Raw genomic sequence first — 16000 nt, 5'->3', positions numbered from 1 at the left:
GGGCTCGACCCCGAGAGGCTCCCAGCTAGACTACTGGGTTGATAGGCCGGATGTGGAAGTGAGGACACCAAGACTCATGAAGCTGACCGGTACTAATATGCCGATAACTTGACCACACAACAAAAAGTCAAAACTGTGTGCTACGCGTCCACTGTGCGGTTCCCGAGATACGGGCACCAAACCCGAAACATCTCCATAGAGTTACGGCGGTCATAGCGAGGGGGAAACGCCCGGACCCATTCCGAACCCGGAAGCTAAGCCCCTCTGCGCCGATGGTACTGCGTGGGAGACTACGTGGGAGAGTAGGACGCCGCCGGACAACACTTCAGACAAGGGCCACCCCACACCGGGGTGGCCCTTGTCGCATTCTCGGCGCGTTCGTTACCGCCGGCGTCGCGGTGACCCGGTGGCCCGGTGACCGTGGAATCACCGTGCCTTGCGGGGCGCGGGTGGTGGAGGCTTGCCTCATGAGCTTGGGGACCGGAGTGACGATTCGGGCGATGCGCCGTGCGGAGCTGCCGGCGGCCGCCGAGGTCTACCTGGACGCACGCCATGCGGCCGGTGCGGCGTTTCCGCCGAGCGTCCACTCGGATCGTGAGGTTCGGGCGTGGGTCCGGTCCTGGGATCTGTCCGAGGACCTCGTGCTCGGTTGTTTCGGCCGGGACGGCCGACTGCAGGGATTTGCGTGGGTCTCGGCTGACCATCTCGAAGGGCTCTACGTGGATCCGCGTGTTCAGGGCTCCGGCGTCGGCAGCGCCCTGCTCGCGAAGGTCAAGCAGGTGTGCCCGGAGGGTTTCGATCTATGGGCGTTCGTCACGAACACGGCCGCGCTACGCTTCTACGCGGCGCACGGTCTGGTGGAGGTCCAGCGGACCGATGGTGCCGGGAACGAGGAACGGGCACCGGACCTCAGGATGGCCTGGCGGCTTGAGCGACCATCGGGGTGAGTCGGCGGCCGGCCGGCCGCCGGTTGCGCGTATTCGCATTGCGGAGTGGTCTGCCCGACGGCTTATCCTTGACGTTCTGCGAGACCCGTCGGATCAGCTGACCCGGTCCCGGGCGTCCATCCTTCCGTGGGATGAGCCTGTGACCCAGGAATCACACGACCGGGGGAGTCGGTTGTCGCAGGTTCCGGGCAGGATCAGGGTGGTCACCCATTCCGGTTCGGGGCCCTGCTCGCTTAGCGTTGGTGGCGAGGGCACGTCACGAACGGGTGCCCCTGACTGCTGGTGGAAGACGGAGGAACTGATGGTCGAGACGATCCTGGCGATGGCGGCGTCGCACTGGGTCCTGCTCGCCCTGTTCCTGTTCTGCACCATCGACGGCTTCTTCCCCCCGGTACCCAGCGAGTCGGTCGTCATCGCCCTGGCGAGCCTCTCCGTCGCCGGGCTCGCCCCGAGTCTGTGGCTGATCCTGCCGGTGGCCGCCCTCGGGGCGTTCTGCGGTGACGTGATCGCCTACCTCATCGGCACCCGGGTACCCATCCGGCGGCTGCGGCTGTTCCGGACCAAGCGTGGAGCGCGGGCCCTGGCCTGGGCGGAGAGCGCGCTCCAACGACGGGGCGGGGCCTTCATCCTCTCGGCGCGATACATCCCGATCGGGAGGGTCGCGGTCAACATGACTGCCGGAGCGGTCGGGTTCGGGTTCCGCCGGTTCGTCGGCTTCGCGGCACTGGCCGCGGTGACCTGGTCCCTCTACTCCGTGCTGCTCGGAGTGGGTGCGGGCGCCGTGCTGCACGACCACCCGATCATCGCGGTGCTGGTCGGGGTCCTGGTCGGGGTCGTCATGGGCACGATCATCGACCTCGTGATGCGGCGGTTCTTCCGCCGCGCCGGCCTGGACCCGCACGGGCCCGGACCGAGTGCAAGCGCCGGCGCGGACGGTGACGACGACCCGGAGCCAGCGCCGGGTCCGGGAGTGCTCGAGCGCACGCCGTGACCGGCCGGCGCCATCAGTCGTCATCGACGGCCTGAAGCGCCAACCGTTCGAAGCGAAATGGGTCCCGGCCGGTCACCGACTCCTCGTCGAAGACGTGGGCGACCGGCGCCTCGGGTCGGAACGGCTCCCAGCCGACCGTGCCCTCGGTGATGAACCGGACGATCTCGCCATGCATGTGGTCGGCGAGCGGGAGTGGTGGGTCTGTCCCCGCAATGCGGGTCACCCGCTCGGCGTCGAGGACGTGCCATGCGAAGGGCAGATCGAGGCAGTGCGGCGAGCGTCCGGTCGCGGCCGAACGCCAGCGGAAGTCCCAGAGCCAGGTCGGGGCCATCGGGCCGGCTCCCGGGCGGGCCGCGGCCCCGGGGACCGGTGGCGTCGCCCCGGACGTCGCGGTCCGGGCGAGCGCGACCCGAACGGTCGGAATACGGAATACCCGGTTCGTGACGGCCTGACCGAGCAGTTCGGCTGGGGAGAAGTCGGGATAGGCGCGCGGGTAGGCGCGGGCCAGCACCGCAGGCACCCCGAGACCCACCAGGATGGCACCGGCGAACCCCTGGGCCAGGAAGCGATCCACATGCGCGGTCACCCCGTTGAACTCGTGGCTGGTGGCGCCGATCAGCACCGGCTTGGCAGCGCCGGTCCCGGCGGAGAACGCGGCCAGTGGTTCCACCGGGACCAGGTCGTCGTCGATCACCGGACCGAACGCGGTCAGCGGTGCCGACGTACCCAGGATCCGGTGCAGGTCCCGGACCGCCGACCACAGATCCGCGCGGTCGAGGCTGCGCTCGGCGGCGACGATCTGCTCCCGTGGCACCTCGCGCCAGGAGTCCCAGGTGTTCTCCACCCCGCAGAGTCGGGCCATCACGGCGCTCTGACCGACCGCGTCGGCGATCCGGATGTCCGGCAGCGGTGCCGAGTGCACGATCGCGGCCCCGAACAGGTCCTGGGCTGCGGGCGCGGCCAGAAGGGCGAGAGCGGCGCCGCCGCCGGCGCTCTGGCCACCGAGGGTGACCCGGCCGGGGTCGCCGCCGAACGCCGCGATGTTCTCCTGGACCCACTCCAGGGCGCTGATGCAGTCCCGCAGGGCCCGGTTCTCCTGAGCTCCCGGGACGTGCCCGTACCCCTCGAACCCCAGCCGGTACGTGATCGCCACGGTGACCACACCGTCGGCGTTGAAGGCGGCGCCGTCGAACCAGGGCCCACCCGGAGAGCCGCCGACGAACCCACCACCATGGATCCAGACGTAGACCGGTAGCCGGGCGCCGCCGTCGAGCGTCGGGGTGAAGACGTTCAGGTTCAGGATCTGCTCGCCCGGCACCACCGGCTCCGGGATCGAGTAGGTGTCCGTGGTGGGCCCCAGACTCGGGGTCGGGCCGTTGCGGGTGGCATCACGGACACCGGACCAGCCCGGGTGCGGGGCCGGCCGGCCGAACCGCAACGGGCCGACCGGGGCCGCCGCGTAGGGGATTCCGCGGAACGCGAACGAACCGGGCCGCCGGACGCCCCGCACCCGGCCGGACCGCGTGGCCACCACCGGGTCCACGCCGGCGTCGAGGGGGACGACCATGGGTCAGATCTTCCGGAGCCGGAACCGGCTGAGCCGGTGATCGGCGTCCTTGCTCAGCACCAGGGTGGCCCGGCCGCGGGTGGGCAGGACGTTCTCGACGAGGTTCGGACCGTTGATGCTCTCCCAGATCTGCCCGGCACGGCGGCGTGCGTGCACGTCGTCGAGGTCGGCGTACCGGTGGAAGTAGGAGTCCGGATTCGAGAATGACGTCTGCCGCAGGTCCAGGAAGCGCTCCACGTACCACCGACGGATGTGCTCGGTGGCGGCGTCGATGTAGATCGAGAAGTCGAAGAAGTCGCTGACCGCCAGCGACGGCTCACCGCTCGCGCTGACCCGGGCCGGGGCGAGCACGTTCAGACCCTCGACGATCAGCACCTCCGGACTGCGGACCACCACGCGGCGGTCCGGCACGATGTCGTAGCGCACGTGGTCGTAGACGGGCGCGGTGACCTGTTCGGTCCCGGCCTTGACCTCGATCAGGAAGTCCAGCAGCGCCCGACGGTCGTAGGACTCCGGGAAACCCTTGCGCTCCAGCAGGCCCCGACGCTCCAACTCGGCATTGGGGTACAGGAACCCGTCCGTGGTGACGAGCTCCACCCGCGGTGTCTCCGGCCACCGGCGCAGCATCTCCCGCAGCACCCGGGCCGCGGTGGACTTCCCGACGGCCACGGACCCGGCCACCCCGATCACGAACGGGGTGCGGTGCGCCGGCTCGCCTAAGAACGTGGAGGTGGTCGCGCGCAACCGTTGCGAGGCCGCCACGTACAGCGTGAGGAGTCTCGAGAGCGGGCGGTAGCCGGTGTCCACCTCGGCGAGGTCGATCGGGTCGCCGAGGCCGCGCAGGTTCTCGATGTCCGCTGCCGTCAGAGGCAGCGGCGTCGATGCCGACAGCCGGCTCCAGGCGGCCCGGTCGAACTCCACGAACGGAGAACCGGAGTCGCTGGGCAACGGCTGGAACCGGGTGACGTCGGGAAGGACCACGCCCATACTCTCCCACTCCGACGTGATCCACGCCGCACGCGCGCGAACACGGAATCACCCGCGGCGACGGATACGCTGGGCCCCATGTGTGGAATCGTCGGATATGTGGGCCCTGCCGCGCCCGGTCAGCGGCCGCTCGAAGTGGTCGTCGAGGGGCTGCGCCGCCTGGAGTACCGGGGGTACGACTCGGCGGGCGTCGCGGTGACCACCCCTGAGGGCATGGTCTCGGCGAAGAAGGCCGGAAAGCTCGTGAACCTGCTCGACGAGCTCGAGCGACGCCAGCTGCCTGCCGGGACCGCCGCCATCGGGCACACGCGCTGGGCCACCCACGGTGGGCCGACCGACGTGAACGCCCACCCGCACCTGGCCGCCGGCGGCCGGCTGGCGCTCATCCACAACGGGATCATCGAGAACTTCGCCCAGCTCAAGGAGGAGCTCGTCGAGACCGGCGTCCAGTTCCTGTCCGAGACGGACACCGAGGTGGTCGCGCACCTCCTGGCGCGCGCCTACGACGATGCCCAGAACCTGACCGAGGCGATGCGGCTGACCGTCGGCCGCCTCGAGGGTGCGTTCACCCTGTTGGCCACGCACGTCGACGAGCCCGACACCGTGGTGGGGGCCCGTCGCAACTCGCCGCTCGTGATCGGCGTCGGCGAGGGTGAGAACTTCCTGGGCAGCGATGTCTCGGCGTTCATCTCCTCCACCCGCGAGGCGATGGAGATGGGCCAGGACCAGATCGTCACGATCACCGCGGATCAGATCCGGGTGATCGATGCCGACGGCACCAGTGTCGAGCCGCGCAGGTACACGGTGGACTGGGACGCGGAGGCGGCCGTCAAGGGCGGTTTCGCGACGTTCATGGACAAGGAGATCCACGACCAGCCCCAGGCCGTCGCCGATACGCTCCTCGGCCGCGCCGGCACCGACGGCAGGCTCCAGCTCGACGAGATGCGCATCAAGGAGTCCGTCCTGCGCACCGTCGACAAGATCGTCGTGATCGCGTGCGGCACCGCCGCCTACGCGGGGCACGTGGCTAAGTACGCCATCGAGCACTGGTGCCGGGTCCCCGTCGAGGTGGAACTCGCGCACGAGTTCCGGTACCGGGACCCGGTCGTCAGCGAGAAGACCCTCGTGGTCGCCGTCTCCCAGTCCGGGGAGACGATGGACACGATCATGGCCGTGCGGCATGCCCGTGAGCAGGGCGCCAAGGTGCTCGCGATCGTGAACACCCACGGGTCCACGATCGCGCGGGAGTCGGACGCGGTGCTGTACACGCACGCCGGTCCGGAGATCGCGGTCGCCTCCACCAAGGCGTTCCTCGCTCAGATCACCGCCTGCTACCTACTCGGTCTCTACCTCGCGCAACTGCGCGGCAACAAGTTCGCGGACGAGATCACCGAGGACCTCGCCCAGCTGCGCGCGATGCCGGAGAAGATCCAGCGGGTCGTGGACAACGAGGAGCAGGTCCGCGCCGTCGCCCGGGCCATGAAGGACGAGCCGACCGTGCTCTTCCTCGGCCGGCACGTCGGCTTCCCGGTCGCCCTCGAGGGTGCCCTCAAGCTCAAGGAGCTCGCGTACATCCACGCCGAGGGTTTCGCCGCAGGGGAACTCAAGCACGGCCCGATCGCGCTGATCGAGCAGGGGCAGCCGGTGTTCGTGATCGTGCCGTCCCCGCGCGGGCGGGACGCCCTGCACGCCAAGGTCATCTCCAACATCCAGGAGATCCGGGCCCGCGGCGCGCACACCCTGGTGATCGCCGAGGAGGGGGACGAGGCCGTCGTCCCGTTCGCCGACGAGGTCTTCCGGATCCCGCAGACCCCGACCTTGCTCGCGCCGCTCGTCTCGGTGGTGCCACTGCAGATCTTCGCGGCGGCGCTCGCCACCGCGAAGGGCCTGGATGTGGACCAGCCGCGCAACCTCGCCAAGTCCGTCACGGTGGAGTAGGGATCTCGCGGTGATCGTCGGAGTGGGCATCGACGTCGTGGATGTCGCCCGCTTCCTCGCGACGCTGGAGCGGACCCCGAGACTGCGGGAGCGTCTGTTCACCCCGGCCGAACGGGAACTCCCGCCGGCCTCGCTCGCCGCCCGGTTCGCCGCGAAGGAGGCCATCGCGAAGGCGCTCGGCGCACCCGGTGGCATGAGCTGGCAGGACGCCACCGTGCACCGCGTCATCGGTGGCGCACCGGTCGTCGACCTGACCGGGTCGGTGGCCGCCGTCGCCGAGCGCCTCGGTATCACGTCCTGGCACCTGTCGATCTCCCACGATGCCGGCATCGCCTCCGCGGTCGCCGTCGCCGAACGGTGACCCGGCGATGAGACTCGCGTATCGGGCCGAGTCGATCCGGGCCGTTGAGGCGCCGGCGCTCGCGGCCGGCGAGCCGTTGATGGAGCGGGCCGCCTACGCGGTCGCGTCCGCGGCCGTGGCCGAGGCCCGACGGCGGGGGCTCGCTCTCGTGGGCGCCCGCGCCCTGGTCCTGGTCGGCGGTGGGAACAACGGCGGCGACGGGCTGTTCGCGGCCGCGTACCTCGCCCGCCGGGGCCTGCTGGTCACCGCCGCGCTGCTGCGCGAGCGGGTACATCCCGAGGGACTCGCCGCCGCGCGACGAGCCGGGGTCCGACTCCTACCGACCACCACTCCGCCACCGCCACCGCCACCGGCCCCGACGCCGGACCGGGCGGCCGGACGAGCCGATGCCGAGGCGAGCAGCGGCCACAGTGCCGAAAGTGCCGAGAGCGCCGACAGTGCCCAAGGCGTTGACAGTGCCGACAGGGGCGAGAGTGCCGACAGGGCCGACAGGGCCGAGTTGGCTCCCGTGCTCGCCGCGGCCGAGGCGGCGGAGATCTGGGTCGACGCCATCGCGGGTATCGGCCTCACCGGCGGCCTGCGCGGGGTGTCGGGTGAGGTCGCGAGGGCTCTGAACGAGCGCCGGGAACGGTCCGCCGTGGCCCCGCTGGTCGTGGCCGTCGACCTGCCCAGCGGGCTCGAGGCCGACGGCGGCGCGGTGCCGGGCGAGGTGCTCCGGGCCGACATCACGGTCACGATGATCGGGCTCAAGCCGGCCCTTCTGCTGCCGCCCGCCGCTGCCGAGGCCGGCGACGTGCAGGTCGTCGACCTCGGTCTGGCCGAGGCCGTCGCGGCGCGGCCCGCCGTGGTGCGCCGCCTGCTCGACGCGGACGTGGCCGACCTGTGGCCCGTTCCCGGTCCCGCGGACCACAAGTACACGCGCGGGGTGCTCGGGCTGGTCGCGGGCTCGGACGCCTATCCGGGGGCGGCGGTCCTCTCCAGCAGCGGCGCCCTACGGACCGGCTGCGGGATGGTCCGCTACCTCGGTCCCGCGGGCGCGGCCCGGATGGTGCTGGCCCGGCACCCCGAGGTCGTCACCGCCCCCGGCCGGGTGCAGGCCATGGTGATGGGATCCGGGATCGCCGCCGGGGAACCCGTTCCGGAGGCGGCCGCCCAGGCGATCGCGGACCCCGGCGTGGCCCTGGTCGTGGATGCCGGCGGACTGGACTGGTTGCCTGCCGACCCCACCGCCCTGGCCCGCCGGCGCGTGGTCCTCACCCCGCACGCCGGCGAGCTCGCGCGCCTGCTGGATGGCCGCGGCGAACCGGTCGAGCGAGCCGCGATCGAGGCGGACCCGGGCCGGTGGGCGCAGCGGGCGGCGGAGCTCACCGGGGCCGTGGTGCTGCTCAAGGGGCCGGTCACCGTCGTCGCCGGTCCCGAGGGGGCGTGGTACAGCCAGGCCGACGGCACCGGCTGGCTCGCGACGGCCGGATCGGGGGACGTCCTCGCCGGCATCGTCGGGGCCCTGCTGGCGGGCTCCGACGGTCCGCCGGCCGTGCTGGCTGCCGCGGGCGCCCTCGTGCACGGGCGCGCCGGAGTCCTCGCCGCCCACGGCGCACCGATCACGGCGTCGGACGTGGCCGCGTCCGTGCCCGAGGCCATCCGCGGAATCCTGGCACACTGAGTCGGTGGAACCCAGCATGAGCGAGCCCGCACCCGACACGGGCATGGGCTACTACCCGGCCCGAGTCATCGTCGATCTCGACGCGATCAGGGCGAACCTGCGCCGCCTGGCGTACGCGGCGCCGTCGGCCGCGCTGATGGCCGTGGTCAAGGCGGACGGATACGGACACGGTCTGCTCCCGGTGGCGGGGGCCGCCGTCGAGGCCGGGGCCACGTGGCTCGGCACGGCGCAGCTCGACGGCGCGTTCGCGCTTCGTGCGGCCGGCCACGAGGTCCCCGTGCTCGCCTGGGTCTACGCGCCGGGGGCACCGTTCGAGGCCGCGATCGCTGCCGACATCGACGTCACCGTGCCGGCGCGGTGGGCCCTCACCGAGGTGGTCGATGCGGCCCGGGTCGCGGGCCGGCCCGCGCGGGTGCACCTGAAGGTGGACACCGGGCTCGGCCGCGGCGGGTCGTTCCTGGAACCCTGGACCGACCTGCTGCATGCCGCCCTCGACGCGGAGCAGCGCGGCGAGGTACGCGTGGTCGGCGTCTGGTCCCACCTGGCGCGCGCCGACGAGGAGGACCACCCGAGCGTGGCGGCGCAGATCGAGGTCTTCGACGAGGCCCTGGGCCGCGCGGAGGCGGCGGGGGCCCGGCTCGAGGTGCGCCACCTCGCGAACTCGGCGGCGACCCTCGCCCATCCCCGGACCCACTACGACCTCGTCCGTCCCGGCCTGGCCGGGTACGGGCTGTCCCCGTTCGCGCACCGCAGCGCCGCGGACCTCGGCCTGCGCCCGGCCATGCGACTGGAGGCGGACCTGGAACTGGTCAAGGCGGCCCCGGCGGGCCAGGGCGTCTCCTACGGCCACACCTACACGACGACCCGGGACACGGTGCTCGGGGTGGTGCCGCTCGGCTACGGCGACGGCATCCCCCGGCACGCCTCCAACGTCGCGCCGGTCCAGGTCGCCGGCCGCCGGCACACCGTCGCCGGCCGGGTCTGCATGGACCAGTTCGTCCTCGACCTCGGCCCCGATGCCGGCCGCCTCGAGGCGGGGGAGGTCGCCGTGCTGTTCGGTGCCGGGGACGACGGCGAACCGACCGTACGCGACTGGGCCGACGCCGTCGGCACGATCGACTACGAGATCGTCACCCGGATCGGTCCGCGGATCCCGCGCGAATATCTCGGCGCGGCCCAGGCCACGGACGCGACGGGGACCGGCGGCGCGGCGCTCGCTGTGAACCTGCCGGACCAGGAGGCGACCGAGGCGCTCGGGCGACACCTGGCCGGTCTGCTGCGTGCGGGGGACCTGGTGGTCCTCACTGGCGACCTCGGCGCCGGCAAGACGACCCTCACCCGGGGGGTCGGCGACGGCCTCGGGGTCCGCGGCCCGATCGCCTCGCCCACCTTCATCATCGCCCGAGTCCACCCGAGCCTCGTCGGCGGGCCGGACCTGGTGCACGTGGACGCCTACCGGCTCGGCTCCCTCGACGAGGTCGACGCACTCGACCTGGATGCCTCGCTGGACGACTCGGTCACGGTCGTCGAGTGGGGCGAGGGCATGGTCGAGTCCCTGTCCGAGGATCGGTTGGAGGTCAGCCTTGAGCGGCCACGCGGTGCCGGAACCGACCCGGAGGGGCCCGAACCCGGGCGGGTGGCGCGGCTGCATGGCGTCGGCCCACGCTGGGCCGGGATCGACCTACAGTGGGACCGTGCGTGAACCACTGATCCTGTGCCTCGACACCTCGGACGGCGGCGCCGTCGGGCTCCTGTGTGGCGAGGACCCGCTCGGCACCGAGCGGAGCGGCGACGCCCGCAGGCACACCGAGACCCTCACTCCGATGATCGAGTCCGTGCTGCACGGGGCGGGGATCACGCCACGTGACCTCACCGCCATCGCGGTCGGCACGGGCCCGGCTCCGTTCACCGGGCTGCGGGTCGGCCTGGTCACCGCGATGACGATGGGCCGGGCCCTGGGCATCGGTGTGCACGGGGTGTGCTCGCTGGACGCGCTCGGCTACGCCGCCCTGGTGAGCGCCGGGCCGGACGCCGAGGTCCTCGCACTCACGGACGCCCGCCGGCGCGAGGTCTACTGGGCGCACTACCGCCCCGCCGCCCTGGCGGACGGCCCAGCCCCCTTCGACGTGCACACACTCGGCGGTCCCGGGGTGGACACCCCCGCCGAGGTGGCATCCCGGTTCCCGGACCCGATCGCCGAAGGGGCGGTGGTCGGGCGCGGCGCGGCCCTGTACCCCGACGCGTTCGCCGCCCACGCCGTACCCGACGCACTCGCTGCGGTCGTCGACCCGATCGTCCTCGGCCGGATCACGACAGCCCGGCTCGGCTCCGGTGGAGACCTCACCACGGCCCCCCGCTATCTACGCCGCCCGGACATCCACGCCGCACCCGGCCGCAAGCGCGCCTCGTGACCGATGGTGCGCCGCCCGACCGCCTGCGCCCGATGTCGGGGGCGGACCTGGACCGGGTGATCGAACTGGAGCCGGTGCTCTTCGGCGCCGGCGCCTGGTCGCGCGCCTCGTACGAGTCCGAGCTGGCCCGGTCGGACCGGCACTACGTCGTCGTCGAGACCGAGCCCGGTCTGGTGGTCGGGTATGCCGGCGTCGCGCTGGCGCCCGAGAGCACGGTCATGACGATCGGCGTCGCCCCGACACACCGCCGCCGCGGACTGGCCCGGCTGATGCTCGCCGAACTGATCGCGCGAGCCCGGTCCGTGTCGGCCGAGGCCGTGTTCCTCGAGGTCCGCCTGCACGACGAGGGCGCCCAGGCGCTGTACCGGTCGTTCGGGTTCGAGGCCCTCGGGGTCCGGCGTCGCTACTACCAGCCCGAGGGCGCGGACGCGCTCGTGATGCGGCTACCGTTGGAGCGCCCCCACCGTCGGGGACTCGGCCCGGTCGGAGCCGAGGCGATCGAGGAGTGAGCACGTGACGTTCGAAGGCGACACCGGCAGCAGCGGCACCAGCGCCCATCGGGCCTCGGTCCTGATCACCGCCGCCGAACTGCAGGACCTGCTCGGGTCCGACGGCGCCGCTCGCCTCGTGGTCCTCGACGTGCGCTGGTCGCTCGCCGAACCCGACGGGCGCCGGTTCTACATCGCCGGCCACATCCCCGGTGCTCAGTACGTCGACCTCGACGGCGACCTGTCCGGCCCACCGGCACCCGAGGCCGGGCGTCATCCGCTCCCCGAGGTCGCGGACCTGGAGGCCGCGGCGCGGCGCTGGGGCATCGACGACGGCGACACCGTGGTGGTGTACGACGACTCGGGCGGCACCGCCGCCGCGCGCGCCTGGTGGTTGCTGCGGTGGGGCGGCATCGCCGACGTCCGCATCCTCGACGGCGGCCTCGCCGCCTGGCACGGCATCGGTGGGATTCTCGAGGACGGGGCGGTCGGCGTCGACCCGGGCGGCGTGCGGCTGAGCGCCGGTGGCATGCCCGTGGCCGACGCGGCACGGGTGGCCGAGCTCGCCGACCGTCCCGACGGCGCAGGCGCGGTACTCCTGGACGCGCGCGCCGCGGAGCGCTACTCCGGTGCCAACGAACCGATCGACCCACGCGCCGGGCACATCCCGGGTGCCCGGAGTGCGCCGACCGACGCGAACCTGACCGAGGACCTCACCTTCCGCCCCGCGGAGCAACTCCGGGAACGGTTCGCCCTGGCCGGGGTCGCACCCGACGTGGAGGTCGTCGTCTACTGCGGGTCCGGCGTCACGGCTGCCCACGAGGTCGCCGCCCTGGCCAGCATCGGCGTACCCGCGACCCTGTATCCGGGTTCCTGGTCCCAGTGGTCCGCCGACTCCGACCGGCCGGTGGCGACCGGGTTCGACCCGGTCCCGCCGTCCGCGGCCACGCCGGACCCGGGCGAGTAGCCCGACGTCCCCACCGGCGGGGCACCGAGCCACCCGCGGGACGTAAGGTTGAGCCATGGTGCAACCGCTCGTCCTCGGCATCGAGACCTCCTGCGACGAGACCGGGATCGCCCTGACCCGGGGTCTGGACCTGCTCACCGACGTGACCGCGTCGTCGATGGACGACCACGCCCGGTTCGGCGGCATCGTGCCCGAGGTCGCAAGCCGTGCCCACCTGGAATCCTTCGTTCCGACCCTGGACGCCGCGCTCGAGCGTGCGGAGGTGGACCTGGCCGACGTCGACGCCGTCGCGGTGACGGCGGGACCCGGCCTGGTGGGCTCGCTGACCGTCGGTGTGTCCGCGGCCAAGGCGCTCGCGGTCGCGATCGACCGGCCGCTCTACGGGGTGAACCACGTGCTCGGCCACGTGGCCGTCGACGCGCTCGTGCACGGGCCGTTCCCGCAGGAGTTCCTCGGCCTCGTGGTCTCCGGAGGCCACTCGAGCCTGCTCCTGGTCCGGGACATCGCGACCGACGTGACCGAGCTCGGCCAGACCCTCGACGACGCGGCGGGCGAGGCGTTCGACAAGGTCGGCCGCCTCCTCGGGCTGCCGTACCCCGGCGGCCCGCACGTCGACCGCCTCGCCCAGACGGGCGACCCGGCCGCGATCGCCTTCCCCCGCGGCCTCAGCCGGGGCAAGGACCTCGCCCGGCACCCCTACGACTTCTCGTTCTCCGGGCTCAAGACCGCCGTGGCCCGGGTCGTCGAGGGCTACCAGGACGCCGGCCAGGAGGTTCCCGCGGCCGACATCGCAGCCTCGTTCTCCGAGGCTGTCGCGGACGTCCTGGTCACCAAGACCCTGACCGCATGCGAGGCACACGGGGTGAACACGGTGGTCATCGGTGGCGGGTTCTCGGCGAACTCCCGGCTGCGAGCGCTGGCCGCCGAGCGACTCGGCGAGGCCGGCGTCACCGTCCGGATCCCACCGATCCGGTACTGCACGGACAACGGCGCCATGATCGCGGCCCTCGGCTCTGCGGTCGTCGCCGCCGGACTCCCGCCCTCGACCCTGGACATCACCATCGACTCCGGCATGCCCCTGACCGACGTGCTCGCCCACGCATGAGGCGGCCGGGATCGGCCGTCCTCGGGCTTGCGGTGGCACTGGCGCTCGCGGCGACCGCCTGCACCCCGACCTCACCGCCCGAACCGACCCCGACCGAACCCACAGGCACCACCGAGAGCCCGACGCCGACCAGCCCGGAGCCGACGGAGGAGCCGCTCGCCTGGGGGCCGACCCCCACCGACGTCGCGGAGGCCACGGCCGTTGCCGCCGCGATGAGTCCCGAGGAGGTCGCCGGGCAGGTGCTGCTCGCCCGCTACCCCGGTACCGACCCCGCGGCAGCGGCCGCCGCCCTCACCGCCCATCACCTCGCCGGCCTCGTGCTGTTCTCCGAGAACGTCGCCTCCGTGGACCAGGTGGCCGCCACCGGTTCGGCGCTGCAGGCGGCCCAGGCGGAGTCGGGCCGGGACTGGCCGGCGGCCTTCGCGGTGGACAACGAGGGCGGGCTGGTGCAACGGCTCGGTGCCGCGGCGGGACCCTGGACCTCGTTCCCGACCTTCATGTCCGCGGGCGCCGCGGACGACCCGGCCGTGACGTCGGCGGCCGCCGAGGCGATGGCGCTGGAACTGCGGGCCTCCGGCCTGAACTACGACTTCGCCCCGGACGCCGACGTCACGGTCGGGCCCGCGGACGTCACCATCGGGATGCGGGCGGCGAGTTCCGACCCCGAACGAGCCGCCCGTGCCGTCACCGCCGCGACTGCGGGCTTCACCGCCGGTGGCGTGATCTCGAGCGTCAAGCACTTTCCGGGGCACGGCTCGCTGACCGTCGACTCCCACCAGGGGCTGCCCGTACAGGGAGCGAGCGCCGCCGAGCTCGCGGCCCGGGACCTGGTGCCGTTCGAGCGGGCCGTCGACGCGGGTGCCCCGACCGTGATGATGGGCCACATCGCCGTCGAGGCATGGGACCCGGGGGTGCCCGCGTCGGTCTCGCCCGAGGCCTACCGGGTCCTGCGCGAGGACCTCGGCTTCACTGGGGTGGCGATCACCGACGGCCTGGACATGGGTGCGCTCACCCAGACCTGGAGCTCCGCCGAGATCGCCGTCCTGGCCCTGCAGGCCGGCGCAGACCTGCTGCTCGGGCCGGTCGACGTCCCGGCGGCACACGCGGGCATCGTCGCCGCACTCGCTGACGGCAGCCTGGGCCGGGACCGGGTGGACGAGGCGGCGGGCCGGGTGATCGCCCTGATGCGCTGGCAGGCCGCGATCGCCGCCGACGCGCAGGCCGTGACGACGGCGGACGTCGGGTCCGCGGCACCGGCGTCGCTCGCGCTGTCGGCGGCCGCCATCACCCAGGTGGCCGGGCAGTGCGGCCGTGCCCTTGCCGGCGACACGATCCACGTGCGGGGCGGCAGCCGCGCGGACTGGGATGGTTTCGTGGCCGCGGCCGAGGCCGCCGGCCTCGACGTGGTCGCGCTCGAGCAGCCCGCGGACACCGACGTGCGGCTGCTGACCGGAGCGACGCCGTCGGGCAGTGCCGACGTGGCCGTGCTCCTGGACGAGCCCTGGCTGCTCACCGAGACCGACGCGCCGACGCGGCTCGCCGTCTACGGCCGCACGGCGCAGGCGTTCGAGGCGGTGGCCGCCGTACTGACCGGTGCCGCACCCGCGCCGGGGACCCTGCCGGTCGAGGTCTCCGGTCTGCCCGCGACGGTCTGCTGAACCGGCGGCCGGCTCAGGAGACCCGGCGCGCGCCGGGCAGGACCCGCCAGAGGCGCGAGAACAGCCCGAAGATCACGACCATCGCGACCACGGCCGGCCAGGAGACGCCGCGGAACTCGGCGGCGAGCACCTCCGGGCCCGCCTCGGCGCGGATCCCGACCCCGAAGAAACTGCCCTCCGCGACCGAGGTCGCCGGGGAGAGCGCCAGGAGCGCGTCCAGCATGCCGAACGTGTACACCACGGTACCGAGCAGCCAGGCCGCGAACACGATCGAGGCGGCAAGGGCGCCGATGTGCCAGGTCGGCCGGTCGGGTGGTTCGGACTCCAGGTACCGGGCGGCCAGGTCGCTCGGCCGACCGAGGTCGGCGAGGGCGGTCGGCAGGCCGACGTCGGCGGTCGCGGCGTCGATGTTCTCGCGCAGCTCGGCGAGCACGGCCCGCCGGCGCCGGCGCGGCATCGCATCGAGGAACAGTTCGACGGTCTGGACGTAGGTGAAGCGCCGCCAGCGGTCGGCCAGGGACAGGGTCGTGGTGGTCATCGTTCCTCCTCGGGGGCGGCGAGCACGTGATCGACGACGGCGGCGAGCGAGTGCCAACTCGCGTTCGCGACGGCGAGGGCCGCGCGGCCGGCGTCGGTGGGGCGGTAGTACTTGCGGGCGGGCCCCGCGTCCGAGGCGACCAGACGCGAGGCGAGGTGCCCGTCGCGCTCCAGGCGGGTCAGGACGGGGTACACGGTTCCGGTGGCGACGCCGGTCAGTCCGGCGCCATGCAGCCGGGTGACGAGTTCGTAGCCATAGGACTCGTCCCCCTCGAGCAGCGCCAGGACCAGCATCGGCAGCACCCCCTTGAGGAGTTGCGGGTCGCGCACCAGCGGCGCTTCGGGCTCCATGCGAATGAGACTACGCCAGCTATTCGGTA

At 72.9% G+C, this 16000-nt stretch carries 15 protein-coding genes and 2 rRNA genes; 13 read left to right on the top strand and 4 right to left on the bottom strand.

The window, feature by feature from the left end; translation table 11 throughout:
* The 4 genes from EXU48_RS05570 to EXU48_RS05555 form a co-directional block, all read left to right on the top strand.
* A 23S ribosomal RNA gene (locus EXU48_RS05570) occupies positions 1-116 on the top strand; the annotation flags it as partial.
* Between the two features lie 86 nt (positions 117-202).
* Positions 203-319: ribosomal RNA gene (gene rrf, locus EXU48_RS05565) — 5S ribosomal RNA — on the top strand.
* Between the two features lie 181 nt (positions 320-500).
* Complete coding sequence (locus EXU48_RS05560) at positions 501-947, top strand: GNAT family N-acetyltransferase (protein WP_165962690.1); 447 nt, start codon at positions 501-503, stop codon at positions 945-947.
* Between the two features lie 301 nt (positions 948-1248).
* On the top strand, positions 1249-1938 hold the full coding sequence (locus EXU48_RS05555) for a DedA family protein (protein WP_133106604.1): 690 nt from the start codon (positions 1249-1251) through the stop codon (positions 1936-1938).
* A 13-nt stretch (positions 1939-1951) separates the two neighbouring features.
* Here EXU48_RS05555 and EXU48_RS05550 read toward each other — a convergent pair whose 3' ends face one another.
* Positions 1952-3505 carry a carboxylesterase family protein gene (locus EXU48_RS05550; protein WP_133106602.1) on the bottom strand — a complete coding sequence of 518 codons (1554 nt, stop codon included), beginning with the start codon at positions 3503-3505 and terminating at the stop codon, positions 1952-1954.
* Between the two features lie 3 nt (positions 3506-3508).
* On the bottom strand, positions 3509-4492 hold the full coding sequence (gene coaA / locus EXU48_RS05545; protein WP_133106600.1) for a type I pantothenate kinase: 984 nt from the start codon (positions 4490-4492) through the stop codon (positions 3509-3511).
* Positions 4493-4570: 78 nt separating this feature from the next.
* On the opposite strand from coaA, the gene glmS reads away from it, so the two are divergent.
* The 9 genes from glmS to EXU48_RS05500 are packed head-to-tail and all read left to right on the top strand — an operon-like array spanning position 4571 to position 15083.
* Positions 4571-6430, top strand: a complete 1860-nt coding sequence (gene glmS / locus EXU48_RS05540; RefSeq protein WP_133106598.1) for a glutamine--fructose-6-phosphate transaminase (isomerizing) — start codon at positions 4571-4573, stop codon at positions 6428-6430.
* Between the two features lie 10 nt (positions 6431-6440).
* A complete protein-coding gene (locus tag EXU48_RS05535) occupies positions 6441-6791 on the top strand; it encodes a holo-ACP synthase (protein WP_133106596.1) in 351 nt (116 codons plus the stop codon).
* Positions 6792-6798: 7 nt separating this feature from the next.
* Positions 6799-8454 carry a bifunctional ADP-dependent NAD(P)H-hydrate dehydratase/NAD(P)H-hydrate epimerase gene (locus EXU48_RS05530; RefSeq protein WP_133106594.1) on the top strand — a complete coding sequence of 552 codons (1656 nt, stop codon included), beginning with the start codon at positions 6799-6801 and terminating at the stop codon, positions 8452-8454.
* Between the two features lie 16 nt (positions 8455-8470).
* Positions 8471-10156: an alanine racemase gene (gene alr / locus EXU48_RS05525; RefSeq protein WP_133106592.1), complete on the top strand. Its 1686-nt coding sequence runs from the start codon at positions 8471-8473 to the stop codon at positions 10154-10156.
* Complete coding sequence (gene tsaB, locus EXU48_RS05520; protein WP_235856846.1) at positions 10149-10865, top strand: tRNA (adenosine(37)-N6)-threonylcarbamoyltransferase complex dimerization subunit type 1 TsaB; 717 nt, start codon at positions 10149-10151, stop codon at positions 10863-10865. Before alr ends, tsaB begins: the two co-directional genes overlap by 8 nt.
* Positions 10866-10897: 32 nt before the next feature.
* The gene (gene rimI, locus EXU48_RS05515) at positions 10898-11374 is read left to right on the top strand and encodes a ribosomal protein S18-alanine N-acetyltransferase (protein WP_133106588.1); all 477 of its coding nucleotides are present in this window, start codon (positions 10898-10900) and stop codon (positions 11372-11374) included.
* Positions 11375-11378: 4 nt separating this feature from the next.
* Positions 11379-12320, top strand: coding sequence for a sulfurtransferase (locus EXU48_RS05510; protein ID WP_407938718.1), 942 nt, complete (start codon positions 11379-11381; stop codon positions 12318-12320).
* Positions 12321-12375: 55 nt separating this feature from the next.
* Positions 12376-13425 (top strand): tRNA (adenosine(37)-N6)-threonylcarbamoyltransferase complex transferase subunit TsaD, encoded by a 1050-nt coding sequence (gene tsaD, locus EXU48_RS05505; protein WP_133106586.1) that lies wholly within the window; start codon positions 12376-12378, stop codon positions 13423-13425.
* A complete protein-coding gene (locus EXU48_RS05500) occupies positions 13422-15083 on the top strand; it encodes a glycoside hydrolase family 3 N-terminal domain-containing protein (RefSeq protein ID WP_235856845.1) in 1662 nt (553 codons plus the stop codon). Before tsaD ends, EXU48_RS05500 begins: the two co-directional genes overlap by 4 nt.
* Before the next feature lie 13 nt (positions 15084-15096).
* On the opposite strand, the gene EXU48_RS05495 is transcribed toward EXU48_RS05500, so the two are convergent.
* Positions 15097-15621, bottom strand: a complete 525-nt coding sequence (locus tag EXU48_RS05495; RefSeq protein ID WP_133106584.1) for an HAAS signaling domain-containing protein — start codon at positions 15619-15621, stop codon at positions 15097-15099.
* Complete coding sequence (locus EXU48_RS05490) at positions 15618-15971, bottom strand: PadR family transcriptional regulator (RefSeq protein ID WP_133106582.1); 354 nt, start codon at positions 15969-15971, stop codon at positions 15618-15620. The genes EXU48_RS05495 and EXU48_RS05490 overlap by 4 nt, the downstream gene beginning before the upstream one ends.
* Positions 15972-16000: the final 29 nt, after the last annotated feature.

This window comes from Occultella glacieicola, from assembly GCF_004353825.1.
GTDB lineage: Bacteria > Actinomycetota > Actinomycetes > Actinomycetales > Beutenbergiaceae > Occultella > Occultella glacieicola.
Note: the sequence above shows the minus strand (reverse complement) of the source record. Positions and strands in the feature narration are given on the sequence as shown.